This window comes from Campylobacter corcagiensis (assembly GCF_013201645.1).
Taxonomy (GTDB): domain Bacteria; phylum Campylobacterota; class Campylobacteria; order Campylobacterales; family Campylobacteraceae; genus Campylobacter_B; species Campylobacter_B corcagiensis.
Genome location: NZ_CP053842.1, coordinates 749,172 through 775,789 on the forward strand (window position 1 = coordinate 749,172; position 26,618 = coordinate 775,789).

Here is a 26,618-nt window from a genome sequence, read left to right on the forward strand (position 1 = left end):
AAGGAGAGAAAAATGAAGAAAATTCTAATTGTTTCAGCATTTGCTGTTAGTTCTATGTTTGCTCATACAGCTTTAATGAGTTGTTTTGATAATGGTGATAACACAATCACTTGCGAAGGTGGATTTAGCGATGGAAGTAGTGCAAAAGGTGTTAAATTTCATCTTTTACAAAATGGACAAAGCGTATTAGATGGAACTTTTAATGAAGATAGTGAGTTTACTTTTGATAAACCTGAGGGTGATTATGAAGCTCAGTTTGATGCAGGTGAAGGTCATAAAGTTACAGTAAAAAGTTCAGATATAGCTGAGTAAATTTAAAAAAGGATAGATATGAGAAAGATTATTATTTCAACAATCGCAGCTGCAGCAGTTGCAAGTTCAGCATTTGGTCACTTTCAAATGGTCTATACACCAGAAAGTGCTTTAGAAAAAGGAACAACAATTCCATTAAAAATTGTATTTAATCACCCTTTTGCAGATGAGCACACTATGGATATGGGACTTCAAGCAAATGGCAAGATTAAGCCAATTGAGGAGTTTTTCGTAGTTCATAAAGAGGAAAAAACTGATCTTAAAAAAGATTTAAAAGAGATCACATTTAAAGGTAACTCAAACTCAGGTAAAGCGTATGAAACCGAGTATAAAGCTAGAAAGATGGGTGATCATATCTTTGTAGCAGTTCCTGCTCCATATTATGAAAAAAATGAAGACGCTTACATTCAACAAATTACAAAAATGATGGTAAATGTGGCGGGTGCTCCAACTGACTGGGACGCTGAGTTAGGGCTAAAAGCTGAGATCGTTCCTTTAACAAAACCATACTCTATTTGGGCTGGAAGCACATTTAGTGGCATTGTAAAAGGTGATGGAAAGCCAGTTCCTTTTGCTGAGATTGAAGTTGAGTATCTAAACTACGATGTTGATGTTAAAAACAACAAAATGGGCGAAAAAGCTCACTTTGAAGCACCTCAGGATAGCTTTGTAACTTTAACAATCAAAGCTGATGAAAATGGTAAATTTACTTTTGGAATTCCAAAAGCAGGTTGGTGGGGCTTTGCAGCTTTGGGAGCTGGAAAAGCTGATAAATACGACGGCAAAGAGTTAAGCCAGGACGCTGTTATTTGGGTTCAAGCAAAAGAGATGAAATAATCAAGGGGGCAAAAGCTCCCTTTTAAAGGATAAAAAATGGAAATTTATGAAGCTTTAATTTTACTTGTTATTGCTGGTTTTGCTGGATTTTATATCTATAAAAAGACATTTAAAACAGGTGGATGTGGTTGTGGCAGAAAAGATTGCCCTTCTAAAAAACATCACATAGATAACTAAAATAATGCATGAAATAATTTTTCAAAACATACTAGATCTTTTGCTTAAAAGTAAAAGTTTTACCCCAAAAGAAGGGGTTTTGAAAATTTTATTTTACAACAAACACCTAAGCATAAAAGAGATAAGGAAAATTTATAGAGATATCTATAAAAAAAGTGTAAGTGTAAGTACTATATATCAAACACTAAATTTACTACAAAGCTATGGTCTTTTAAAGACTATCCAATACTCAAATTTTAGTAAATACGAGATAGATATTTATCCAGATCACGACCATTTAGTTTGCACAAAATGTGGTAAAATTGTAGAATTTAGAGACGATAGCTTTAATGAGCTTAGAAAAAAAGTAGAAAAAGAGTACTTCTTTGATGTAGAAGGATATATATTGTTGTTAGAAGGAATTTGTGAAAAATGCAAAAAATAGTTATAAAATCAAACATAAAAAATAGACTTAGACTTAAATCAAAACTTTTTACACCGCAAAATTTTATAACTATTAAAGAGTCGTTGGTTGATAATATAATAAGTATAAGGTTAAACGAGCTCTGCTTTTCTATCATTATAACTTATGATGATAGAAAAGTAGATATAAAAACTATACTTGATAAAATTTACTCAGTAACTCCTTTGACATCAAAGGCTAAGATAGGTAAAGAAATTTGTTCATGTAAGCGTTGTGATATTATAAAACCAAATCCACAAAGCCTAAAAACTAAGATTAAAAAATTTACAGCCTTAAGTATAGTAGCTGTTTATGTTTTTGTAAAAGAGCATATCTTAGCTACTGCTTTTTCGCCTGTTTTTGGCTTAGGACTTACGGTGCTTAGTCTTTATATGGCAAAGCCTTTAATAGATGAAGCCATAAATGATATAAAAAATAGAAATTTTACTCTTGAGAGTTTTATGGCATTTTCGCTTTTGCTTGCTATTTTTGGTGGTGAGATAACTGCTGCTTTTGAAGTTATTTATATATTAACAGGTTCAAGGCTTTTTGAGGAATATACCGCAAATTTATCAAGAGCAGAGATAAAAAATCTTATTAAAATGGATGTAACAAAGCTCTATGTTTTAAGGGGTGATATAGAGATTGAGATAGATTTAGAAGATGTTAGAAGTGGTGATACTGCTGTTTTTGTAGGTGGGGAGAAAATTTGTGTTGATGGGGTTATTATAAAAGGTGAAGCTTTAATAAATGAAGCTTTGATAAATGGTAGAAGCAGAAGCACTCTTAAAAAAAGTGGTGATAAAGTCTTTGCAAATACAACTATAGAACAAGGTAGAATTTTTGTAAAAGTAAATGCAGTAGGAAGCGAAACTTACATAGCAAGAGTTATAAGTGATGTTGAAAAATCTCTTAGCATTAAATCAAAAAGCGAAGTTATGGCTGATGTTTTAGCTAAAAAAGTTCTAAAAATAGGCTCAGCTATGACTGCTTTTACTCTTTTATTGACAAGATCTTTTACCAATGCATTTAGTGTTATGATAGTTATGAGTTGTCCGTGTGCTACTATTTTAGCGGCAAGTTCAGCTGTTAGCTCAGCTATTGCTTACGCTGCTAGAAATGGGATTTTGATAAAAGGTGGAGAATATTTAGAAAAGGTAAGTAGTGCTAGTGTTTTTTGCTTTGATAAAACAGGTACGCTAACTACAGGAAAACCAGTTGTAAAAGATTATAAAACCTTGATAGATGAGAGGGAATTTTTAGAAATTTTAGTAAATTTGGAGCATAAAAACACTCACCCAATTGCTAAAGCCATCACTAAATTTTGTAATGATAAAGGCATATTTGCTAACTCAAATTCACACGCTAAAAACGAAGTAGGGCTGGGTGTTAGTTCTAATCATAACGGTAGCACATACCTGCTTGGAAATCATAAATTTATGATAAATAATGGTATAAAAGTAACTAAAAAAGAGAATAATGCCTACACAAACATATATTTAGCAAAAGATAGCAAACTAATCGGAAGCATAAGCCTAACTCACGATATTAGACCATATAGCCTAGAGATGCTAAAAGAGTTAAAAAATAGAGGTGTTAAAAAAATAGTCCTTTTAACAGGTGATGATGAACTAGTTTCAAAAGAATTTGCAAGTGGCTTTGAATTTGATGAAATTTATTATGATTTAATGCCAAATGAAAAAGCAGATATAGTTGAAAAACTCTCAAAGCACGCTAGCGTTGTGATGATAGGTGATGGAGTAAATGATACTTTAGCTATGAGTAAAGCTGATGTTAGTATATCTTTTGCAAGTGGTGGAAGTAAGGCAGCTGTTGAGGTTTCAAATATAGCTATAACTAAATCAGACCCAAGAGATATCATAAAACTTTACGACATGAGTAAATTTACGCTAAAAATAGCTAATCAAAACTACCAAATAGGCACATCTACAAATATATTTGGTTCGTTTTTAGCTATGTTTGGTTTGATAGGTCCTGCTGGTGCTGGACTTATTCATTTAGTGCATACTTCAGCAATTTTACTTAACTCAAATAGAATTAAATGATAGTGATTTTCAAATGATATTAAGTTTAAATTTAGCATAATTTTATCATAATTAAGCCAAATCAAAGGAACAAAATGATCGTAACAAAAGAATTTTTAGTTAGTGTTTTATCTCACTTTAGGATAATCCACCACACTCATGGTCGCTTAAGACTAAGAGTCTCAAGTAAAATCAAAGATGAGTTTAAAGATACAGATTTAAACATAAGCTTAGAGAAATTTGATGATATGGTAAACTCTCTTAATGGGGTTAAATCAGTTAAATTTAACAAAGTAATTGGCTCAATTACGATTGAGTATGACAAAGATGAGTTTAGTAAAAGCTTTTGGGAAAATATCATAATTAATAAAGATATAGATGATTTTGTTTCTATGATTAATGATAAAGTAAAGGAGGTGTTATGAAGGAGTTAGAAGTTGCACTAAACTATGAAAACGAAGGCGTTGTTTTGTATGAAAAGCTAGCAAGTAGTTTTGATTTGGCTGTGTTTAGTGAAATTTTATTGCTCAAACAAACTGGACTAAATTTACTTAACAAATACAAAAAAGATGAAGTAGTAGTTACGCCACAAGATGTGAAATTTAATGGCAAAAAAGAGGCTTTAAATTTAGCTTTAGATTATGAGTTAAGATCTGGTGAAATTTATGATTTACTAAGTGATACTGCTAGCGATGAAGAGTTAAGAGATCTTTTTTTTAGACTTTGGGCGACATCAAACAATGAGTATCAAAAAGCACTACAAAATGAAATTTCAAATCTTGAAAGTAAAGAAAATGGCTTTGATTTTGATAGTCTAAAAAATTTAGGCATAAATTTAGATAAAAAAAGCATAAATGAACTAAATCAAATTCTAGGTAAATTCAAAGATGGCAAAGCATCAAAAGATGACATTAATGCTTTTTTGGAAAATCCATATTTTTCGTTTATTTCAGGGGCGATGCTTGGTGCAGTAGGTGGAATTTTAATAAAAGAAATTCTTAAAAATAGTAATGAAAATTTATAACAAAGGAGATAAAATGGCACTTCCATTTGTAGCTGGTTTGGCAGTAGGTTCTTTAGCGGTAGTTGCGTTTAACAATAAAGATAAGATAAAAGAAAAACTATCACAAGGTTACCAAAAAGGTAAAGAAGTAGCACAAGATCTAAAAGAGTACACAGAAGAGAAACTAAAATCATCAAAAGATGAGTGTTGTAATTGTACAGATGAGAAGTTAGATGGTTGTGAGTGCGAATGTCACGATGAAGATACACAAAAGAGCAAAGCATCTCAAGCTAAAAAAAATGAGAGTAAAGTAGAATCAAAAAGGCCATCAACAAGAACTAAAAAAACGACAAACAAGGGAGAGTAAATGTTAAACTTAAGAACTTCAAATTCAAGACTTCCAGCTGATCATTTTTTAAGTGGTGCACTATTTGGTGGAATCACAGCAGGAGCTTTAGAGTATACAAATAACTCAGATAGTAAAAATATAGCTAAAAATGTTTTAAAATACTCACTTGAAGGCGGTATAGCAACATCTTTGGCTATAAGTGCATCAAATAAACTAGTTCAAAAAAACTACCTAAACGCTACTTTTGATATAGCCCTTGGTGTAGGACTTATTGTAGCAGTTGAGAAAATTTTAAAATAAAGGGGTAAAGATGGAAAATCCATACATAGAAAAATCAACAAAAGTAGAGATAGAAAGTAATCAAAAAGCATCTACAGATGCAAAGCATCAATTTTCAAATGTAGACACAAAAGAGTTTAAAAGCTTTGAGGAGGCCTATCAAGCAGGTATGCAGTACGCTATAAATAATCCTAATATTCAAAACTCAAATGCTCAAAATTTAAACCAAAATAGCTCATTTTTAAGCTCTATTTTGCCAACAAATTTTAGCTCTACAAATTTCTTACAAGGTGCAGTTGTTGGGGCTCTTGGAACATATCTTTTAACAAATGAAAACGCACAGCAAGCTATATTTAAATCAGTAGTAAGAGTTGGAAAGCTTTTACAAGCTGGAAGCGAAGAGATTAAAGAGAGATTTGAAGATGCAAAGGCAGAAATTGAAGCAGAAGAATAGTTTTAAAATTCTTCACAAAAGTAAAAATAGAGTTAGATTTTTACAACCAAAGCTTAAAAGCTCATCAAATGAAAGAGCTTATGAGGGTGAAATTTTAAAGCTAGATGGTGTAAATGAAGTTAGAGTTAATAAAAAAGCAAAAAGTATCGTTATACATTACTATGGAAATTTAGATGAAATTTTAGATAAAATTTCAGACATTAAGATAGCCAAAAACGATGATAATTTAGATATTAGCAAAAAAAATATCGCCATAGCAGGAGCGGCACTTGTTGCTTTGCCACTTTTAAAGAGTGGTAGGGGTGTTGTTAGTACTGGTGCAGCTTTGCCGCTTTTAAAAGATGGCATTGAAGAGCTTTTTACTCAAGGACTTACTTCAAAAGTTTTAGAAGCGATGGCTGTTGGGGTTTCGCTTTCAAGGCGTGATTATCTAGCTGCAAATAGTACAAATTTAATGCTAAATATCGGCGAATATATGGAAGAAAGTACCGTTCATAAAAGCGATGATTTGATAAAAGAATTAGCAAAACCAAGTATAAAAGATGCATGGATTGAAGTAAGTAAAAATGGTAAAAAAAGTCTTGAAAAAATCCCAGCTAATGAGATAAAAAAGGGCGATATTGTCGTCGTAGGAGCTGGAGAAACCATAGCAATTGATGGATATATTATTGAAGGAAGTGCAAGTATAAATCAAGTCTCAATGACAGGAGAAGCTGGTTCTGTTAGAAAAGAACATGGTGCAAGAGTTATGAGTGGAACTGTCGTTGAAGAAGGAAAAATTAAAATTTGGACTGAGTTAGCAGGCGATGATACAAGCACACAAAGGATTAAAAAATATATCCAAAATTCACTAGATGAAAAATCACAAATTGGCTTAAAAGCTACAAAACTAGCTGATAAACTAGTTCCAATTACGCTTAGTTTAGCAGGACTGTCTTATTTTATAAACAGAAATACAGCTAGCCTTGCTTCTGTTTTACAAGCAGATTATTCGTGTGCATTAAAACTTCCAACTCCGGTTGCTTTTAAATCAACCATTGCAAAAGCTGGTAAAAGTGGTATCTTAATCAAAGGTGCAAAATCCATAGAAGCCCTAGCTAAGGCTGATACATTTGTATTTGATAAAACAGGCACTCTAACTGCTGGGGTTTTAAAAGTAGATAGTGTTATAAGTTTTGATAAAAGCTGGAGTAGTGAAAAGCTTTTAAATTTAGCAGCAAGTGCTGAAGAGCACTACTTTCACCCGATTGCAGAAGCAGTTGTAAATGCTGCTAAAATTTCAGGATTTAAACATATGCACCATGATGAGGTTGAATTTATAGTAGCTCATGGCATTAAAACTCATTATGATAAAAAAGAGGTCTTAATAGGCAGTAGGCATTTTTTAGAAGATGATGAGATGATACCTTTTAACCCACATGAAAAAGCCATAAATGAAGCTATAAAAAGTGGTCATGCACTACTTTATGTGGCATATGATAAAAAGCTTCTTGGTATTATCACACTTATCGATGAAGTAAGATCTAATGCAAAATCAACTATCAAAAAGCTAAAAGAATTAGGCGTAAAAGAGATAGTTATGCTAACAGGCGATGTAAAAGAAAAGGCTAATAGCGTAGCAAATGAGCTAGGTATCGATACGGTGTATGCTGAGCTTTTGCCAACTGATAAGGCTGGTATAATTGAAAGCCTTATAAATAGTGGTAAAAATGTTGCATTTTGCGGAGATGGAATAAATGATGCACCATCTTTAATTAAGGCAAATGTGGGTATAAGTATGCAAAAAGGTGCTGATATTGCAAAAGTTACAGCTGATATTAGTCTTTTAAAAGATGATATTCACGCTGTTGCACAGGCAAAAGAGCTAGCAAATAAAACTATGTCTTTAATAGATAAAAATTTTAAAGCAACAGTGGCTATAAATTCTGCGATTTTATTTGGAGCAACGATTGGTAAGCTTAATCCAACTCTAACTGCAATGCTTCATAATGGAACGACGATAGGGCTACTTTTAAATTCTATGAAAGGTGTAAATTTAAGCAAGTAATTATCGAGTTTGTAGTATAATGATATAAATTATCATTATAAAGGAATACAGATGCCATTTTTTATTATAAACTCAGTTTTACTTCTAACAACAGGAGTTATGATTTATGAATCAACCACAAACGCAAAAACAAAATTTAACAAGCAAAGAGAGCGAAAAAAGTCTAAAAAAGCTTGACTTGACAACCAAAAAAGAGTTAGCAAAAGTAGGAATGGCTGTCTCAATGGGGGTTTTGGTTTTAAGTGGATTTAACACTAGAAATAAATTTAGTAGAAATTTACATATCATCTCAGGAGCAGCTTTGGTGGGACTATCTTACTATCACACAAAGCTTTATGAGAATAAAAAACCTAAGGGGCAAATTTAAGTCCCTTAAGTTTTTTAAACAGTTCTTATAAATTTATAATAATAACTTTCAAGAAGAAATTTTATATCATCTAAAGCAAATTTTGATTATAATCAATAAATTTTATAACTATAGGGTTAAATTTGGCAATAAATTTTGAAATTTCAAATAACTGTATCAAACTTATTGGAGATTGGGACTATAAATCCAGCCCAAAAAAGCTTTTTGAGCTTAAAAAGGCTATTAAAAAACTACCTAGTATTACGCTTGATATTACTCAGTTAGAAAAACTTGATTATGCTGTAGCTATTATTATCTATAATGAGAGTTTGGATAAAAATTTAGAGATAAAAGGTGAAAATAAAAGCATCAAGGCTATGTTTGAGTTACTGGCTGATAGTGATGTGGATATAGGTAAAAAGCCTACAAAAAGATCTAGCGGGATTTTTTACGATATCGGCAAGAATATTTTTGAAGCAACTCAAAGCGCTATTAGTTTTTTTAACTTCTTTGGTGAGTTTGTATATAAATTTTTATACACTATACTTCATCCAAGCAAAATTCGCCTAAAAGAGCTATCAAATCACTGTAAAGATTCTGGTATAAATGCAGTATTTATCGTGTGTTTAACCGCATTTTTAATAGGTATAGTTTTAGTCTATATCGGTTCAGATATGCTAGCAAATTTTGGGGCAAATATCATGATAGTTGAGATAATGGGAATGATAACGCTTAGAGAGATTGGACCATTGATAGCAACTATTGTTCTAGCGGGGCGTTCAGCTAGTTCATTTACCGCTCAAATAGGAGTTATGAAGATAACTGAAGAGATTGATGCGATGAAAACTATGAGTTTTGATCCATTTATATTTTTAGTTATTCCTAGAGTTATGGCGATGATTATCATTACTCCACTTGTGATATTTTTAGCTGATATGTGTAGTATTTTAGGGCAGATGATAGTGTCAAACTACTATATGGGTGTAGATTTCGCATCTTACCTTGATAGATTTAAGAGTTTGGTCGAGATAAGGCACTTTCAAGTTGGAATGATAAAAGCTCCATTTTTTGGTGCAACGATTGCTCTTGTTGGGTGTTTAAGAGGGCTTCAGGTTAAAGGCAGCACCGAAAGTATAGGCGAAATGACAACAATAAGTGTTGTAAATGCAATATTTTGGGTGATAGTTTTAGATGCTATATTTGCGATATTTTTTATACAAGTTGGTCTGTAATGCTTCATGTAAAGGAATTTAATGAAAAACACCCAATAGCTGAGGCTAAAAATTTAAAGGTGGCTTATGGCGATAAAGTTATCCATGAAAATGCAAGTTTTCATATAAACGAAGCTGAAATTTATGGCTTTTTAGGTGGAAGTGGTAGTGGAAAAACAACTTTGATGAAAACTCTTATTTATCTAAAAGAACCAGATAGGGGAACAGTAACTATGCTAGGAAAAGATATTTGGAGCTTAAAATTAAAAGATAGAGAAAAAATCAAGCTTCAAACTGGCTTTATGTTTCAGTTTGGAGCACTTTTTTCATCAATGAGCGTTCTTGATAATATAGGCGTCATGCTTAGGGAGTATAGTAATTTAAGTAAAAAAGATGTTGAAGACATCTCAATGTTTTGGCTTTTAAAAGTTGGTCTTAAAAAAGAAGCGGCCAATCTTTTTCCAAGTGAACTAAGTGGCGGTATGAAAAAAAGAGCAGCTCTAGCAAGAGCATTAGTGCTTAGTCCAAAGATACTTTTTTTAGATGAGCCAAACTCGGGTCTAGATCCAGTAAGTGCAAGAGCTATGGATAGACTTATAGTTGATTTAAGAGATAGTTTAGGTTTAACAGTAGCGATGGTTACACATGATGCAGACTCGATATTTAGCATACTTGATAGGTTTTTGATAGTTAATGATAAAAAAATCGTCTTTGAAGGAAATTTAGAAGAAGTTAAAGATTTTAAAGAAAACCCTTTACAAGAGCTTTTTGATAGTAGAAAGATGAAAGATTAAACCAGCATGAAACAAAAATATTTTGTTATAAAAGCACTTTTGGAAAGTGGTGGAATGGCTACTTTATCGCAACTTTATAAGCTAACAGATGTAAGTTCTTGGAAAACAAACACTCCATTTGCTTCTATTAGGAGAATTTTACAAACAAATCCTGAATTTTATAAAATTTATCCAGGTCTTTGGGGACTTAGAGATAAAAAAGATGAAATTTCACATCTATTAAAGGAAGAGAAAAATTTATTTACTCACTCATACTATCAAGGCATTATTATAGAGATAGGAAATGCTAGGAAATTTAGAACATTTGTTCCATATCAAGATAAAAATAAATTCTTTTTACAAGATAGACTTTGCGATATTAGCTCACTTGATAGTATTTATGAATTTACTTATCCAAATTTAATGGCAAAAGCTAAAACAGTTGATGTTGTTTGGTTTAATGAGCGAAAAATGCCCAATAGCTTTTTTGAAGTAGAGCACACTACTGGCTTTAAAAATTCACTAAATAAATTTTATGAATTACAAGATTTTAGGGCAAATCTTTATATAGTTGCAGACATTGTAAGAAAAAAGGAATTTGATAAAATTATAGATGAATCAATATATAAATCTATAAAAAATTTAGTAAAATTTGCAGATTATGAAAGTATTGTAAAACAGCATGAAAAAGAGAGTATAAAATATGAGATGGGAATATCTTAAGGAGTTAAATTTTGGAAAATAGAAGTTCATTTACCATAGTTGGTATATTTGCTGCTATTTGTATAGCAGCAATACTTAGTTTTGTTTGGTGGCTAACCACTAGAGCAGGTGGGGATTCTGAGTATAAAACATACTATATCCATACAAAAGAGCTTCCTGCTGGACTTAAGGAAAACGCTCAAGTTAAATACATCGGCGTTCCAGCTGGTTTTGTAAGCGATATAACATTTGCAGATGGTAGTAATTACGGTACTATAGAAATAGCACTAAAGCTAGATGCTACTTTTCCTATCAAAAAAGATAGCATAGCTAAAACCGAAGTTCAAGGTCTTGGCGGACTTGTTAGTTTAAATATTACAAAAGGCACAGGTGAAGGCTTTGCTAGTGATGAAAAGCCAATTATATATCTTGATAAAGGTCTTCTTGCTAAGCTAAATAGTAAAGCAGGGGATATTACAGAAGGTATAAATGATGCTGTTTCTAGAGTAAATTCACTCCTTAGTGATGAAAACATAGATAGTTTAAGCGCTACTCTTAAATCCATTGAATCTTTGGCAAGTAAACTTAGTGATGATGGTATATTTGACAAGGTTGATTCTATACTTGCTTCAGTTGATAGTATGTTAGGTTCAGCAGATGATAATAAAAGCGAATTTAGCAAACTGATGGCAAATGTTGATGTTTTAATAAATTCTATGGATAAATTTACTAAGACTTCAACTCAAACTTCAGCCAAACTTAGTAAAACTTTGGATAAAATAAACGCTAGTCTAGCAAGTGGGGAGTATAACTTAAAAGAGATTTTAGGTCCTACGCTTCATGAAACATCACTATCTTTAGTAGAGCTTAAAAAAAGTCTAAGAGAGTTTCAAAAAGCGATGTTTAGGTTAGAAGATGATCCATATGACTTTTTCTTTAGAGATACCAGTAGAGGAGAGAAAAGATGAAAAAAGGTATGATAAAAGTAGCTTCAGCTGCCATTATAGGTGTGCTGATGAGTGGGTGTTTAGCAAAAAGTGCAAAACCATATGATTACTACGAGATAACCTATAAAGGTAAAATGTGTAAACAAAAACTTCCTGTCCAAAAAGATATATATGTCTCAAACATCCAAGCTTTGAATTTAGCAGATAGTAGAGATATTTTAATAGTTGATTTTAAAAACAACATAAGATATGTTGATGATGCTAAATTTGTAACACTTCCAAGTGAGATGGTCTATAAAACTATAGTTAGTGCAGTAGCTTCTCAGTGTGAGTTTAATCAAGTCTTTAGACCTGTAAAAGGAGCTTACACCTTAAATACTTCTCTTATCTCGTTACAGATAAATGGTGATCAAGCTGAAGTTATACTAGGGTATGATCTTGTAAAAGATGCAAAAAGTATAAAATCAGGAGTTATTAAAAACCATATCTTTAACCCAGACCCAAGCACTCCTACCATACTAAAATACCTTGATATATCTGTCAATCAAACAATAGAAAAACTTATGGATGAGATAAGGTGATAGTAGCAGTTGAGGGAATTTTAACAAAGCTAGAGCCAAATTTAGCTATTTTAAAGTGTGCTAGTGGGATAAGTTATGGTGTGATAGTTTCGCTAAATTGTAGTAGCACACTTAAAAAAGGCGAACTTACAGAGCTTATGACAACTCAAATTTTAAGAGAAGATGCAAGCCTTTTGTATGGATTTCAAGATAAAAAAGAACAAGCTATGTTTTCTATGCTTTTAAAGGTTAGTGGAGTTGGGGCAAGCACAGCTATGGCAGTTTGTTCTACTCTAAGTAGTAGTGAGTTTACATCAGCAATTATAAATGGTGATGAAAAAGCCCTTACAGCAGTACCAGGAATTGGTCCAAAAAGTGCTAGAAAGATTATAGCTGAGTTAAGTGATGCTAAGCTTTTAATGGATAGTGTTGAGGTTGATAACTATAAAAATGACGCTATTTTAGCACTTGAAACGCTTGGATTTAAACGAGATAGAGTTTTAAAAGTCATATCAGAGTGCAAAAGCGAAGATACAGCAAGCCTTATAAAAGAGGCACTTAAAAAATTAGCATAAAAGGAAGTGTATGAAAAAAGGTATAGTTTTTGGCGGACAAAGTTATGAACATGAGATTAGTATTGTATCAGCTATTACGCTAAAAGAAAATACAAAACAGGAATTTGAGTATATATTTTGTGACGAAAATAGAAATTTCTTTTTAATAGAACCAAAAAATATGAAAGCTACATATTTTTCCAAAGGTGAGTATAAAAAAGCTAAAAGTTTGGTTTTAAAAAGCGGTGGATTTTATACTGAAGGTGTGTTTGGCAAAAAACTACAAAGTGAAGTTTATATAAATTTAATCCACGGAAGTGACGGCGAAGATGGTAAAATAGCTGCACTTTTTGAGTTTTACTCTATCAATTTTATAGGACCTAGACTTGAAATTTCAGCTTTAAGTTTTAATAAAATTCTTACTAAATATTTAGCAGAAAATGTAGGTGTCTTAACCCTAAAATGGGAATCTTTAACCAAAAATAGTAAAAATCTTAACTTGCCATTACCAGTGATTTTAAAGCCTTCAAGACTTGGAAGCAGTATTGGTATAGCTATTGTAAAAGACAGCGCTCAGCTTGATTACGCGCTAGATTCAACTTTTGAGTATGATGATTTAGTTTTGGTTGAGCCATATGTTGAAGGGATTAAAGAGTATAATTTAGCAGGATGTAAGATAGGTGGCAAGATAAAATTTTCTATCATTGAAGAGCCAAAAAAAGAGAAAATTTTAGATTTTGAACAGAAGTATTTAAGCTTTTCTGGAAACTCAAAAGTAAAAGAAGCTATCGTTAGTGATGAAATTCGTCTAAAACTTCAAAATGCCTTTACTAGAATTTATAACGCAGGCTTTGATGGGGCCCTTATTAGGTGTGATTTCTTTGAAAAAGATGGTGAAATTTATCTAAATGAGATAAATCCAAATCCTGGAAGTTTGGCCTACTATCTTTTTGATGATTTTGAAAATACTTTGAATGCTTTAGCTAATAGTTTACCAAAAACTCGTAAAATTCCGATTTCTTATAACTATATAAATTCAATATCAGTTAATAAGTAGTTTTTAATGAAATTTATGCTAAATTTTACATAAAATTTTATGTAAAAGAGAAAAAATGGCGAGTTTTAATCAAGATGAAATTTATACTGCTACTGAAGTTGTTAGAAATTTTAGCTCTGTTTTAACAAAAGTAAGTAGCGGTGATCTTAAAAAAGCAGTGATTGTAAAAAATAACAAATTTGAAGCTGTAATGATAAGCGTAAAAGAATTTGAAAGGCTTGAAAAAGCTGTTGATTTGTTAAATATATTAGCACAAAAAAGGCAAAAAGATGGCGATTAGACAGATAAAAGCACTGGGTAAAATTTATGACATTAGTTATGAAATAAAAAACCAAGAAGCTACAAAAACCATACTTATAATACATGGTTGGGGCTCAAAAAAAGAGATAATGTCAAAGGCTTTTGGTTCGTTTTTAAAAGATTTTAAACATATTTATATAGATCTTCCTGGAATGGGACTTAGCAATATCCATACTCCGCTTAATACGGAAAAATACGCTATTATAATAAAAGCTTTTCTATCATCTTTAAATTTAACTCCTGATATCATCATGGGGCATAGTTTTGGTGGTAAAATTTCAACCCTTTTAGAACCAAAAAATTTAGTTCTGCTTAGTACAGCAGGTATTGTTGAGCCAAAGCCATTTATGGTTAAATTTAAGATAAAACTCTTTAAAATTTTAAAATTTTTTGGTTTTGGAACATTTTATAAACTATTTGCTACAAAAGATGTCTGTGGAATGAGTAGGGTTATGTATGAGACGCTTAAAAATGTAGTAGATGAAGATTTTAGAGATAAATTTGCTAATACAAAGTCTAAAACCCTTATATTTTGGGGAAAAAATGATCAAGCTGTAAGTGTTAAAAGCGCTGAACTTATAAATAGACTTATAAAAAATAGTGAGATTTTTTTACTAGATGGAGATCACTTTTTCTTTCTTTTACATTCTAAATTTATTGCTCAAAAGATAGAGGAGAGCTTTTTAAATGGTGATAGTTTTGATGGTAATGAAAGCTTTGTATTTGATCCGCTTGATGAAATTTCAAGCACTGGTGATGTTATAGAAAGAGAGTATGATAAAAAAAATGAGATCAAAAGCGATGAAACAATAAGCAAAGAACTCAATAATAAACTAAAAAATAGCATAAAAAAAGCTAATAACATAAAACTTCCTGATGAAATTTTAAAAGATTTAAAAGATGATAATATAGCTGATCAAAATGGTAAAAATTTAGAAGTAAATAGTGATGATAGTAAGGATTTAAGTGATTTAAATAAAAATACTGTTGATGATAATTTTAAAAACCACAGTAGCAATGAAGCTTTTAAAGATGAAAATTCAGGTAAAACTTATGAAAATAGCTCTTTATTTGATGATTTGGATAGTTTTGGAGATGTGGGGGAGGTTTTTGAAAGAGATTATATAGCAAAACCAGAACCAAAAAAACCAGAACCAAAGCCAGTTGATAATAGAAAATTTCGCTATCAAAACATTGGAAATGGTGTTTATGAAAAAATTTATGAAGATATGGATGGCTTTAGTGAGCAAAAAATAGACAAAATAGTAGATAGTAGCGATGAATATAGCGAAATTTATGAGAATTTTAAAAGTAGTGAAAGTAATGATTTGTTTGATCAAAATATCAACGATGACGCTTTGAAAGAAAAAACTAGCAGCTTTGATAGCAACAATGATATAGGTGCTAAAAATTTAACTATGAATACTAGGCCTTTAGATGATTTAGAAAAGAGTATTGATGAAGCTTTAGAAAATAGTAGTGATGAAATTTTAAAAGATGATAATGATAAAATTTTAGAAGATATTAGTAAAGATGCTTTTAGAAGCAATGGCGATGATTTGGAGTACAAAAGCAGATTTGTGGCTAAAAGTGATGAGAAAAAAGATGAAAATGATGATAGTGTTTTAACCTTTAGCGAGATTTTTAAAAAAAGATTTTTAGGAGATGATAAGTGATAGAGATCTTACTAAATTTTATATTTATTTTAGGGCTAGGATTTTATCTTATCACTGTTTCTCAGTGGTTTTCATACAGGCTAGAAAGAGTTTTGTTTCACTTTACAAAACCTATGTGGCATATAAATTTTGTGCTAATTCCTATGATAGTTTATGTTGTTTTATTCTACATAAATCCACTATATTTTGGAGCGTATTTGCTCTTTTTTATCATAACTTTAGCTATTTGGCATAAAAAACTTGATAAAAAGCTAGTATTTACACCTAGAGTTAAGCGTCTATTTTTGGTTTTGGTTTTAACTACGCTCTTTTTTGGATTTATATTTATAAACAAAGCTAAAATTTTGCCTGTTATTTTGCCTTTAATTGTAGCTTTTGCTATAAGCTATATGTATGAGAATTTTAACTCAAAACTTTTTATAAAAACTGCCTCAAAAAAACTTCAAAGTATGCCAAATTTAACCATCATAATGATAACTGCAAGTTATGGTAAAACAAGTATTAAAAACTTTGCTTATCAAATTTTAGATGGAAGTTTTAAGTGTTATAAAACCCCAAGGAGCGTTAATACCTTAATGGGATTAGTTAAAGATATTAACGAAAATCTACCTAGTGATAGTAAGATTTATATAGCTGAAGCTGGAGCAAGATTAAGGGGTGATATTGAAGAAATCACTCAGTTTTTAAACCCAAGTATCGTTGTAGTTGGCGAGATAGGAGAGCAACACATTGAGTATTTTAAGAGTATAGAAAATATCCGCAAAACTAAGCTTGAAGCACTGGGTTCAAAAAATTTAAAACAAGCTTTTGTTCACACCTCAACACTTAAAAAAAGTAGCGAAAAAATAGCCATTTATGATGAGAGTTTAAGTGGCGTAAATGCTAGTCTTGATGGAGTTAAATTTAGTCTTAAATTTTTAGGAAATTTAGAGGAATTTAAAGCTCCTATTTTAGGTAAATTTAACGCTTCTAATATCGCAGTTTGCGTTAAAATAGCTGAATATTTAGGGCTAAATTTAAGCGTAGTAAAAGATAGAGTTGCTCACCTTAAAAGCGTAGAACACCGCTTAGAAAAGATAGAAAATGGCGGCAAAATCATCATAGATGATAGCTTTAATGGCAACCTTAAAGGAATGTGTGAGAGTTATGATTTAGTAGCAAAATTTGATGGTAGAAAAGTCATCATAACGCCTGGAATTGTGGAAGCTACAAAAGAGATGAATGAGATTTTAGCTAAAAAAATAGATAAAGTTTTTGATTTAGTGATGATAACTGGTGAGTTAAATGCTAAAATTTTAGGAAATTTTATAGATGAAAGAAAGCTTATCATTATAAAAGATAAATCAAATTTAGTCCAGATATTAGCAGAAAAAACAAAAGCAGGGGATTTGATACTTTTTTCAAATGATGCACCAAATTTTATTTAAAAAGGCATAAAATGGCTAAAAAAGAGGTTAATACGGATTTTTGGGTAAGAGATTTACTAAAAGAAGCTGATATTAAATTTGACGCACAAGGAAGTTGCATAAAAGAGATAGATGATGCTTTAAAAACTGCGTCTAAAAGAGGCACTGGAAAAGTTGGATTTCCAGAATTTATTGCAGTTGTAAAAGATTTTTTAATCGTCATAGAAAATAAAGCTGATGTTTCATTTCATGTAAAAAAAGATGAAAAAAATCTCATCGATGAAAGTGTAAGCAGTATCCTTAATTACGCCGTAAATGGGGCTTTATTTTATGCTAAACATTTAGCAAAACACACAAATTTCAAAAAAATTATCGCCATTGGAATTTCTGGCAATGAAAAAAGGCATAGAATAAGCCCAATTTTTGTCAATGAAAGAGGTCATTTTACACAGCTTAGCGAAAATATAAACACTTTAATGAATTTTAGCCAAAATAATATTGATGAGTATTATATAAGCGAAATTTTAAAAGAAAAAACCGATTTTGAAAAAGATAGAGAAGAGATTTTAAAAGAGACAAAAGAACTCCACGAAGATTTACGAAATTATGGCAATATACAAGATAAAGATAAGCCTTTGATAGTTTCTGGGATTTTACTTGCTTTAAAAGAGATTGAGTTTGGAAATTTTAGCTTAGATAGCTTAGTTGGGGACAAATATAAAACTGATGGAGCTAAAATTTATGACGCGATTGCTGATAATTTAAATAGAGCAAATGTATCGCCTGAGGTTAAAAAAGATAAACTTTTAAGCCAGTTTTTAGTTATTAAAGATACCGCTAAAATTAACGAAATAAACCAAACTCTTGGCAAAACTCCACTTAAACATTATGCTGAGTTTTTATATAAAAACATTTATCAAAACATAAGATTTACTAGAAATTCAGAAGATTATTTAGGGCTTTTTTATGGTGAGTTTATGAGTTATAGCGGTGGAGATGGGCAAAGCTTGGGTATTATTTTAACTCCACCTCATATTACTGAGCTTTTTTGTGATTTGCTTGATATAAAAGCAGATGATAGGATTTTAGATCCGTGTTGTGGAACGGCTGGTTTTTTAATAGCTGCGATGCATAAAATGCTAACTCAAACTGATGATGTTATTTTGAAAAATAACATTAAGAAAAATCAACTTTTTGGTGTAGAACTTCAAAGTTATATGTTTACCATTGCTACGACAAATATGATTTTAAGAGGCGATGGAAAAAGTAATCTTGAAAATTTTGATTTTCTTACTAAAAATTCATTTGAGCTTCAAAAACAGTGGTATCCAAATATCGGTATGATGAATCCGCCATACTCTCAAGGTTCAAAACAAAATCCAAATTTATATGAGATAGCTTTTACAGAACATCTTTTAAATTCAGTTACAAAAGGTGGAAAAGTTGCAGTTATAGTCCCACAAAGTTCAGTTACTGGAAAAACAAAAGAAGAAAAAAATATAAAAGCAAATATTCTTAAATATCACACCCTAGAAGGCGTAATTACGCTTAATAAAAATACATTTTATGGTGTTGGAACAAATCCTTGCATAGCTATTTTTACAGCTGGAATTTCACATAATAAAGATAAAATTTGTAAATTTATAAATTTCGAAGATGACGGATATGAAGTTGCAAAGCATATCGGTCTTATAAAAACTCCAAATGCAAAGGATAAAAAGCAGTATTTGCTTGATGTTTGGTTTGATAAAATCAAAGCACCAACTAAATTTTGCGCCCAAACTACGATAGAAGCTGATGATGAGTGGCTTCACTCTTTTTATTATTTTAATGATGAAATTCCAAATTTAGAGGATTTTCAAAAGACAATAGCTGATTATTTAACTTTTGAAGTAAATATGATAACGCACGGCAGAGAATATTTATTTGAAAATAGTGAAAATTTACAAAAGGATTTACCCTTATGTAAAAAGTTAAGTTTAGATGATTGTAAATGGGGTGAGTTTTTAGTTGGAGAGTTGTTTGAAAAAATAGAAAAAGGAAAATGCAATAATCAAAATAAACAAACCATAAGTTCTAACAAAGGGATTTATTATTTATCTGCTACAAATAATAATAATGGTGTAAGTGATTTTGTAGAAAAAAATTCACTAACACAAAATGGAAATTGTATAATGTTTGTAAATCAGGGTGATGGTGGTGCTGGTTATTCTGTATATCAAAACAATGATTTTATATCAACAACTTCAAATTCGTTTGGATATGCAAAATGGGTTAATAAATTTACAGGATTATTTATTTCTACAATCTTAAGCAAATTTAAACAAAAATATTCTTTCGGTTATGGTAGAACAGAAAACAGACTTAAAAAAGATAAAATTTTACTCCCAATCGATAAAAATGGAAAACCTGATTATAAATTTATGGAAAATTTTATAAAACAAGAGATGAGTGTTCAAGCTATAAAAGTGGTTGATTATTATAATAAAATGTTAATGGCTTTCGAGAGAGAGAGAGAGAGAGAGAGAGAGAGAGAGACATGGCGCGCCGCGGCTTGATGAAATAGAATGGGGTGAGTTTTGGTTAAAAGATTTGTTTAAAATAAATAGAGGTAAAAGACTAAAAAAAGATAATCACTTAGTAGGAAAAATACCATATATTTCATCTACAAATTTAAATAATGGTGTTAATAATTTTATATCAAATATTGAAAATGTTAGATTTTTTAGTAATAGTTTAAGCATTGCAAATAGTGGCAGTGTTGGTTCGACTTTTTATCATCCATATACTTTTATAGCAAGCGACCATATTACAAATTTAAGCAATCATCATTTTAATAAATTTTCATATATCTTTGCTTCAAATTTATTACAAAATTTAAAAGAAAAATACTTTTTCAACAGAGAAATAAATGATAAAAGAATTAAAAGAGAAAAAATCTTACTTCCAATCGATAAAAATGGAGAGCCTGATTATAAATTTATGGAAAATTTTATAAAGCAAGAGATGAAAAAGCAAATTTTAAAAATTATTGATTATTTTAGTAAGGGTCTAGACTAGCATTATGATATAATAATGCTTATGAAACAACCAAAGAAAAGAAAGGGTTGCTAGTCTAGACCCATATAAATATAAAAACTAGTTTGTGATTATAGTTATCTTTTAAAAAGCAACCTTAAAATTCCTATCAAAAATAAAACAGAAGCTAAAATTTCAAAGCCCTTATCAAGCAAAAGTAGAAAAAATGAGCTCATTATAAGAGTAAAACTTATCATAAATGAGCTTATTGCTTCATCAGCTGCTTTTTTAAAATAGCTAAGTTGGAGTTTAGAAATTTGAGTTTCAAGTTCGCCTGAACTTATCTTATAAATTCCATCTTTCATCGCTACAATAAGCTCTAAAAGCTCATCTGTAGCATCAAAAATATTTTCAACAAAAGTCTCTTTTACGCCAACAGCTCTAGGTATATTTTCCACCAAAATAGGAAGTATATCCTTAACACCGTTAAAATTTTCTATATAATTTGTCCCAAGGCCTTCTATAATCGCACTTGCTCTTAAAATATAAATAGCCTCACTAGGCAGCTTAAAAGGAAATTTCCTACTACTTTCCATTAGACTAAAGGCTAAATCTTGCATCGTAGTTTTATCAAGATTATCATTAGAAAAAATGGCAAAAAACTCTTCAGTAAATTCAGCCAAAAGTGCAGTTGGTGTCTCATAGGCTGAAATTCCAAGCTTTTTACAAGCTAGTATGTACTTTTCATAGTTCTCTTCATTTGCAGCTTTAAGTAGAGCAATAATAGCAAGGCGAGTCTCATTGTCAACACTTTTTACCATTCCAAAGTCAAGTAAGACTAGTTTTGCATCTTTTGTAATAAGCAAATTTCCAGGATGTGGATCTGCGTGAAAGTAGCCATTTACAAGCATTTGATCTACATAAAAAAGCACTAAAGTTTTAATAACTTTTCTTATATCTATGCCAAATTTTAAAATATTTTCTTTATCATCAAACCTAAAACCATCTTCAAAGCTCATAACAAGCATAGAATCGTTTGATAACTCAGGGTAGGGGCGTGGAAATTTTACGCCACTATTAGCATAAACTTTACTAAATCTTTGTAAATTTGCTAGTTCTCTATCAAAGCTTATCTCTTTTAAAATCATATCTGAAAATTCACTCAAAACTGCTTCTATGGAGTGCTTTGTATAGTGACTAAAAAGTGGGCGAAATAAAGCATTATAACGCCTAAGTATAGCTATATCTTTTTTAACTCTTTGCTTTATACCATAACGCCTAAGTTTAACAGCTAGTTTTGTGCCATCATCTAAGTAGGCTACATGAACTTGCCCGATAGAAGCTGACGCTATAGGAGTCATATCAAATTTGGCAAATTTAGAAGTATCTGCTACTTTTAGGACATCACTGTTTTTCATTGCGGGCAGTTTGTCATGAACTTTTTTAAGTTCATCTGTATATTCAGGTGGAAAAAAGTCACTTCTACTAGCTAAAACTTGAGCTAGTTTTATAAAACTTGCTCCAAGAGTGTTTATAGCTTCTGAAATCTCACTGGGTTTTAAAGGGCGTAAAAATATTAGTTTTTCACGCCTTTTTATAAGCAAGTAAAATGTTAATAAAAGCCGAAATATCAGCCAAAATCTAGGAGTTTTTAGCATTAAGCTTTTTTTCTAAAGCTTCTATTTTTGTTTCTAAGCTTTTTATATCATCTTTTGTAGCGATATTTAGCTCATTTACTACTTCTTTAAAGTACTCCATATTTTTCTCATGCTCTTCTTTTGCTCTACCATAAAGCTTATCTATAAAAGCATCGCTATCTTCTTTTGTGAGCTTTCCACGCTCTTCAAGAGCTTTTAGCTCTTTTTTTATCCTATCTTGTAGGGTTAAAACCCCGCCAGCACCGATATAAAGTAGATCTTTTAACATGACTTCTCCTTTGTAATAAGTTTTAAAACATCTAAAGCTATTGCTAGTTCTTCATCTGTTGGAACAATTAAGGCTCTTATGATTGAGTCTGGTTTTGTTATAAATCTTATACCACTTCCTTCTTTTTCATTTAAGTCTTTATCTATATTTACGCCCATATGGTTGATTCTGTTACAAATGTCAAGTCTTAGTCTATCATAGTTTTCACCAACTCCGGCTGTAAATATAATAGCATCAACTCTGCCAAGTATAGCAATGTATGAACCGATATATTTTGTTATTCTATACATATACATATTATAAGCTAATCTTGCCATTTTATCATCATCTTCTAGCATCATTCTTTTAACTTCTCTAATATCGCTTGTGCCACAAATTCCAAGAAGACCGCTTTTTTTATTAAGTATAGTATAAATTTCTTTACTTCTTACATTCATAACTTGAGAAAGATATGTAATAGCAGCTGGGTCTATATCGCCACTTCTTGTGCCCATCATAAGCCCTTCAAGTGGGGTAATGCCCATGGAAGTATCTATGCTTTTACCGCCTCTTATTGCTGTAGCACTAGCACCATTTCCAATGTGAAGCGATATGGCATTAAAGCTATCAAGTCTTATTCCCATAAATTTAGCAGCTTCTTGTGTGACATATTTATGAGAAGTGCCGTGAAAGCCATATTTTCTTACATCATACTTTTTATATAGCTCGTAAGGAATGGCATAAAGATATGCATATTCAGGCATTGTTTGATGAAACACAGTATCAAAAACAGTTACATTTGGAACATTTGGAGCTTTTTTCATAGCACTTCTTATGCCAGCTAGATGGCCAGGATTATGAAGTGGTGCTAAGATGGATAGCTCTTCTATGCCTTTTATAACGCTATCATCTACTATGCAAGACTCTTTAAATTTATCACCCCCATGGACGACTCTATGACCTATACCAGCTAACTCACTGAAATCTTTTAAAACTCCAGTTTTATGAAGTAGATCATTTAAAACTTCAGTTCCTACTTCGTGATTGGGTATATTTGTAAGCTCTTTTATGTTGCTATTTGCTGTTTTTATGATAACTTTTGAGTTAGGATTTCCTATCTCTTCTATCATACCGCTTGCTAAAACAGTTCTATTATCCATTTCAAAAAGTTTAAATTTTATAGAACTACTTCCTGAGTTTAAAACTAAAATTTTCATCTTTTAACCTTTGTTTGCCTGGATAGCAGTAATTAAAACTGTATTTACAATGTCTTCTACCAAACACCCTCTGCTTAAGTCATTTACAGGTTTTTTAAGACCTTGTAATATCGGTCCTATAGCAATAGCATTTGTAGTTCTTTGAACGGCTTTATAACATATGTTTGCACTATTTAGATCTGGAAACACAAAGACATTTGCATTTCCTGCTACTTTTGAGTTAGGAAGCTTTTTTTGTGCTACTACCATATCTACAGCGGCATCAAACTGAAGTGGTCCATCTACTCTATCTTGTAAGATTGTTTTGGCTAAATTTGTAGCTTCTTTTACCTTATCAACACTTTGACCACAGCCACTCTCTCCAGTAGCAAAGCTAAGCATGGCAACTTTTGGATCAATGTTAAATGATTTTGCCATATTTGCTGTAAGAGTTGCAACTTCAGCTAAATTTGAAGCAGTTGGTTCAGGCATTATCGCACAATCACTAAATAGATAAACTCTATCTTTTAAGCACATTATAAAAGCTCCACTTACAGAACTAACCCCATCTTGTGTTTTTATGATCTGTAAAGCAGGGCGGATAGTATCAGCTGTAGTTCCAACTGCACCACTTACTACCCCATCAGCCATATTAAGAAGTATTAGCATGGTGGCAAAGTAGTTTTTGTCTTTTATTAACTCACTAGCTTTTTCTAAAGTTACACCTTTATCTTTTCTAAGATTGTAAAGTCTATTTGTAAAGTCTTTGCTTAGAGGTGAATTTAGCGGGTTAATAAATTTAGCATTAGTTAAATTTAGCCCTAAATTTAAAGCCTTATTTTTGATATCGTTTTCATCTCCAAGTATTATTAAATTTAGTGCGTCTTTTTTAAGAAGTATATCAGCGGCTCTTAAAATTCTCTCATCATCGCCTTCTGGTAAAACTACTGTTTTTTTGATACTTCTTGCTCTTTTATAAAGATCATACTCAAATTTCACAGGCGTTGTTATAGTATAAGTAAAACTTTTCATCTCATCAGCTAAAATTTCAGGCTTTACATTAAGAGCAGTAAGAGCGATATTTTTACCGCTTTTAGCAAATAGTAGATCTTTTTTGTCTATTTTGCCAAGCAGTTTAACGCCTTCTCTTTCAAGGTCAATTTTTGGAATTTTATACTCATTAGAGCTAAAAATAACCGGTATATCAAGGTTATTTGCTATTTTAGCGTTAAAACTACCTAGTCTTTTATCGCCCACTACGATTATGGATTTGCTTTTAAAATCATTAAATTTATCTATTATTTTAAATTCAACTGACTTTATATCATCAAGGCTATTTAAAAATTCTTCATAGCTCATGATAGAATTTTTGCTACTACCTATTGGTATAAAAATTTCACTGCTATCAAAACAGCCATCCATAAGCTTTTTAAGCTCATCTACATAACTCTCATCATTGTAGGATATAAAAAACACTCCATTCATAAATCTTTCCTTTACTTAGGCTTTAGCCACAAACTTTTGTATAACTTAATATTTTACTTTATTAACCTTAAAATACCTCATCAGCAAACTCACTAAATTTACCTCTTACGCTTGCTTCAAGATCAGTTGCGAAGATATTTAGCTGTTTTGGCTTTAAATTTGATAGCTTTAACATAGTTGTAAGACCATTGTTGTAGCGGTTTAGGTAGAGGTTGTCAATTTGTTTATTTGAGCCTATGATAATTACTTTACAGCTATTATTTAGCCTTGATAAGATAAGTTGTGTTGTTTTATTTGAACTGTTTTGCCACTCATCTAATATAACTATAGCTTTACTTAGCGTTCTACCTCTTGCTTCGCCTGGCCAAAGCATCTCAATGGAGTATTTTTTTATAAGTTCATCTACTTTTACTCTTACTTCATCTGCGTTTGTTTGCTCTTTTTTAAGTTTTCTTCTAGCGATGAAATCAAGTGTATCAAAAAGTGCCATATTATAAATTCTAAATTTCTCATCATTTCCTGATAAAAAGCCCACTTCTGCGCCTCTATCAATACTTTCTATTGAGTTTCTTACATAGATTATTTTTTCATATTCGCTCTCTCCATCGTAGCTATCAATGAGTCTCATAGCGCAACTTATTGCCATTAAGGTCTTGCCAGTTCCCGCTTTAGCATCTACTACATAAGCATCAAAATAAGGGCTTAACAGAGCTTTTGCTAGAAATTTTTGCTTTGTGTTTACTGGTTTTACTATTAAAGAGCGAAAATCATCACTTTGTATGAAATTTAAAATTCCACCTTCAACTAAAGCGTATTTTTCTTTTGAAAATTTGTCACGAAAAGTAACACATCTAAGTGCTGGATCAAAATTTGAGGTTATAAATTCGTGATAATATCTCTCATCAATGCTATCTACATCATCAACTTCTATAGTTGTATGAAATTTAAGTTTTGGCGTTTCATCTCTATCATCTCTTAAAGACTCAACGCTTAAATTTTTAAATTTAGCAAACATTCTAGCATATATATCAAGAGAGATAAATTTCACATCATAGTGTCTTTTTGATAGAGTTTTTTCTAGTTTGCTTGCGGTTGAAACTATAAGTTTATCGTTAAATTCCTTTAAATTTGAGTATTCTAAAGTATCTTTATCATACTTTTGGCTTGTTACTAACCAAATTTCAGCGCTATTTTCAAATTTAAGCTTAACTGCTTTTAAATTTGGCTCTTTGCTGCTTTTATCTTTGTAAATTTTAATACCCAAATCTTCGCAATTTGCTATCATTCTAGCAAATTCTCTTGCTTGATATCCAAGTTCGCCACTATCTCTTTTTTTGTCTTCAAGTTCAAATAAGACAACTTCTGGAATTGCAACGATATTTTGTAAATTTTGTGATAGTTTTACGATGTTTAAGACATTTGCTAAGATGATGTTGGTATCAACGATATAGACTTTCCTTGTCACTTATATGCTCCTAAAAGAAATTTGAGTTTACAAATTTATAGTAGAATTTTATAAACTAAGGAGTATTATATT

Annotated in this window: 29 protein-coding genes and 1 pseudogene; 25 read left to right on the forward strand and 5 right to left on the reverse strand. The window is 31.2% G+C overall.

The genetic code is table 11. The annotated features are described in order from the left end of the window. Positions 1–12: 12 nt before the first annotated feature. The 25 genes and pseudogenes from CCORG_RS03940 to CCORG_RS04055 all read left to right on the forward strand — a co-directional run bounded on the left by CCORG_RS03940 (position 13) and on the right by CCORG_RS04055 (position 20,537). The gene (locus tag CCORG_RS03940; protein ID WP_025803549.1) at positions 13–312 is read left to right on the forward strand and encodes a hypothetical protein; all 300 of its coding nucleotides are present in this window, start codon (positions 13–15) and stop codon (positions 310–312) included. Positions 313–330: 18 nt separating this feature from the next. Beyond that, the gene (locus CCORG_RS03945; protein WP_025803548.1) at positions 331–1,149 is read left to right on the forward strand and encodes a DUF4198 domain-containing protein; all 819 of its coding nucleotides are present in this window, start codon (positions 331–333) and stop codon (positions 1,147–1,149) included. A 36-nt stretch (positions 1,150–1,185) separates the two neighbouring features. After that, complete coding sequence (locus tag CCORG_RS03950; RefSeq protein ID WP_152534267.1) at positions 1,186–1,326, forward strand: FeoB-associated Cys-rich membrane protein; 141 nt, start codon at positions 1,186–1,188, stop codon at positions 1,324–1,326. A 79-nt stretch (positions 1,327–1,405) separates the two neighbouring features. After that, the gene (locus CCORG_RS03955) at positions 1,406–1,750 is read left to right on the forward strand and encodes a Fur family transcriptional regulator (protein WP_161632384.1); all 345 of its coding nucleotides are present in this window, start codon (positions 1,406–1,408) and stop codon (positions 1,748–1,750) included. Next, positions 1,738–3,834: a heavy metal translocating P-type ATPase gene (locus CCORG_RS03960; RefSeq protein WP_025803546.1), complete on the forward strand. Its 2,097-nt coding sequence runs from the start codon at positions 1,738–1,740 to the stop codon at positions 3,832–3,834. The genes CCORG_RS03955 and CCORG_RS03960 overlap by 13 nt, the downstream gene beginning before the upstream one ends. Before the next feature lie 74 nt (positions 3,835–3,908). Next, positions 3,909–4,238: an HMA2 domain-containing protein gene (locus tag CCORG_RS03965; protein ID WP_025803545.1), complete on the forward strand. Its 330-nt coding sequence runs from the start codon at positions 3,909–3,911 to the stop codon at positions 4,236–4,238. After that, the gene (locus CCORG_RS03970; RefSeq protein WP_025803544.1) at positions 4,235–4,837 is read left to right on the forward strand and encodes a ferritin family protein; all 603 of its coding nucleotides are present in this window, start codon (positions 4,235–4,237) and stop codon (positions 4,835–4,837) included. The genes CCORG_RS03965 and CCORG_RS03970 overlap by 4 nt, the downstream gene beginning before the upstream one ends. Further along, the gene (locus CCORG_RS03975; protein ID WP_034971657.1) at positions 4,824–5,183 is read left to right on the forward strand and encodes a hypothetical protein; all 360 of its coding nucleotides are present in this window, start codon (positions 4,824–4,826) and stop codon (positions 5,181–5,183) included. The genes CCORG_RS03970 and CCORG_RS03975 overlap by 14 nt, the downstream gene beginning before the upstream one ends. Continuing rightward, positions 5,184–5,465: a hypothetical protein gene (locus CCORG_RS03980; protein WP_034971654.1), complete on the forward strand. Its 282-nt coding sequence runs from the start codon at positions 5,184–5,186 to the stop codon at positions 5,463–5,465. 10 nt (positions 5,466–5,475) lie between these two features. Then, a complete protein-coding gene (locus CCORG_RS03985) occupies positions 5,476–5,898 on the forward strand; it encodes a hypothetical protein (RefSeq protein ID WP_025803542.1) in 423 nt (140 codons plus the stop codon). Further along, complete coding sequence (locus tag CCORG_RS03990; protein ID WP_025803541.1) at positions 5,882–7,945, forward strand: heavy metal translocating P-type ATPase; 2,064 nt, start codon at positions 5,882–5,884, stop codon at positions 7,943–7,945. Before CCORG_RS03985 ends, CCORG_RS03990 begins: the two co-directional genes overlap by 17 nt. Positions 7,946–7,996: 51 nt before the next feature. Continuing rightward, positions 7,997–8,122 (forward strand): hypothetical protein, encoded by a 126-nt coding sequence (locus CCORG_RS09020; RefSeq protein WP_265092851.1) that lies wholly within the window; start codon positions 7,997–7,999, stop codon positions 8,120–8,122. A 1-nt stretch (position 8,123) separates the two neighbouring features. Beyond that, positions 8,124–8,312 carry a hypothetical protein gene (locus CCORG_RS03995; RefSeq protein ID WP_025803540.1) on the forward strand — a complete coding sequence of 63 codons (189 nt, stop codon included), beginning with the start codon at positions 8,124–8,126 and terminating at the stop codon, positions 8,310–8,312. Positions 8,313–8,434: 122 nt separating this feature from the next. Then, positions 8,435–9,523 (forward strand): MlaE family ABC transporter permease, encoded by a 1,089-nt coding sequence (locus CCORG_RS04000; RefSeq protein WP_025803539.1) that lies wholly within the window; start codon positions 8,435–8,437, stop codon positions 9,521–9,523. Then, positions 9,523–10,296 carry an ABC transporter ATP-binding protein gene (locus CCORG_RS04005; protein ID WP_051487279.1) on the forward strand — a complete coding sequence of 258 codons (774 nt, stop codon included), beginning with the start codon at positions 9,523–9,525 and terminating at the stop codon, positions 10,294–10,296. Before CCORG_RS04000 ends, CCORG_RS04005 begins: the two co-directional genes overlap by 1 nt. A 6-nt stretch (positions 10,297–10,302) precedes the next feature. Further along, positions 10,303–10,998, forward strand: a complete 696-nt coding sequence (locus CCORG_RS04010; protein WP_025803537.1) for a hypothetical protein — start codon at positions 10,303–10,305, stop codon at positions 10,996–10,998. Positions 10,999–11,009: 11 nt separating this feature from the next. Next, a complete protein-coding gene (locus CCORG_RS04015; RefSeq protein WP_034971648.1) occupies positions 11,010–11,945 on the forward strand; it encodes an MlaD family protein in 936 nt (311 codons plus the stop codon). Next, the gene (locus CCORG_RS04020) at positions 11,942–12,505 is read left to right on the forward strand and encodes a hypothetical protein (RefSeq protein ID WP_034971645.1); all 564 of its coding nucleotides are present in this window, start codon (positions 11,942–11,944) and stop codon (positions 12,503–12,505) included. Before CCORG_RS04015 ends, CCORG_RS04020 begins: the two co-directional genes overlap by 4 nt. After that, positions 12,502–13,059 carry a Holliday junction branch migration protein RuvA gene (gene ruvA, locus CCORG_RS04025; protein WP_025803535.1) on the forward strand — a complete coding sequence of 186 codons (558 nt, stop codon included), beginning with the start codon at positions 12,502–12,504 and terminating at the stop codon, positions 13,057–13,059. Before CCORG_RS04020 ends, ruvA begins: the two co-directional genes overlap by 4 nt. A 10-nt stretch (positions 13,060–13,069) precedes the next feature. Next, on the forward strand, positions 13,070–14,095 hold the full coding sequence (locus CCORG_RS04030) for a D-alanine--D-alanine ligase (protein ID WP_025803534.1): 1,026 nt from the start codon (positions 13,070–13,072) through the stop codon (positions 14,093–14,095). Positions 14,096–14,150: 55 nt separating this feature from the next. Next, a complete protein-coding gene (locus CCORG_RS04035) occupies positions 14,151–14,375 on the forward strand; it encodes a type II toxin-antitoxin system prevent-host-death family antitoxin (RefSeq protein WP_025803533.1) in 225 nt (74 codons plus the stop codon). Continuing rightward, positions 14,365–15,072 (forward strand): annotated as a pseudogene (locus CCORG_RS09100) (alpha/beta fold hydrolase); the annotation flags it as partial. The gene CCORG_RS04035 and the pseudogene CCORG_RS09100, both read left to right, overlap by 11 nt. A 998-nt stretch (positions 15,073–16,070) precedes the next feature. Continuing rightward, positions 16,071–17,498 carry a Mur ligase family protein gene (locus CCORG_RS04045; RefSeq protein WP_371827747.1) on the forward strand — a complete coding sequence of 476 codons (1,428 nt, stop codon included), beginning with the start codon at positions 16,071–16,073 and terminating at the stop codon, positions 17,496–17,498. 11 nt (positions 17,499–17,509) lie between these two features. Continuing rightward, complete coding sequence (locus tag CCORG_RS04050; RefSeq protein WP_172658551.1) at positions 17,510–20,035, forward strand: N-6 DNA methylase; 2,526 nt, start codon at positions 17,510–17,512, stop codon at positions 20,033–20,035. Positions 20,036–20,039: 4 nt separating this feature from the next. Continuing rightward, positions 20,040–20,537 carry a restriction endonuclease subunit S gene (locus tag CCORG_RS04055; RefSeq protein WP_081755096.1) on the forward strand — a complete coding sequence of 166 codons (498 nt, stop codon included), beginning with the start codon at positions 20,040–20,042 and terminating at the stop codon, positions 20,535–20,537. 95 nt (positions 20,538–20,632) lie between these two features. Here the strand turns inward: CCORG_RS04055 and CCORG_RS04060 are convergent, their stop codons facing one another. From CCORG_RS04060 to CCORG_RS04080, 5 genes are all read right to left on the reverse strand, one after another. Beyond that, positions 20,633–22,153, reverse strand: a complete 1,521-nt coding sequence (locus CCORG_RS04060; RefSeq protein ID WP_025803528.1) for an ABC1 kinase family protein — start codon at positions 22,151–22,153, stop codon at positions 20,633–20,635. Next, positions 22,137–22,421 (reverse strand): hypothetical protein, encoded by a 285-nt coding sequence (locus tag CCORG_RS04065; protein ID WP_025803527.1) that lies wholly within the window; start codon positions 22,419–22,421, stop codon positions 22,137–22,139. Before CCORG_RS04065 ends, CCORG_RS04060 begins: the two co-directional genes overlap by 17 nt. Continuing rightward, a complete protein-coding gene (locus CCORG_RS04070; protein ID WP_025803526.1) occupies positions 22,415–23,617 on the reverse strand; it encodes an acetate kinase in 1,203 nt (400 codons plus the stop codon). Before CCORG_RS04070 ends, CCORG_RS04065 begins: the two co-directional genes overlap by 7 nt. A 3-nt stretch (positions 23,618–23,620) precedes the next feature. After that, a complete protein-coding gene (gene pta / locus CCORG_RS04075) occupies positions 23,621–25,081 on the reverse strand; it encodes a phosphate acetyltransferase (protein WP_025803525.1) in 1,461 nt (486 codons plus the stop codon). Between the two features lie 67 nt (positions 25,082–25,148). Further along, complete coding sequence (locus CCORG_RS04080) at positions 25,149–26,546, reverse strand: PhoH family protein (protein WP_025803524.1); 1,398 nt, start codon at positions 26,544–26,546, stop codon at positions 25,149–25,151. Positions 26,547–26,618 lie beyond the last annotated feature (72 nt).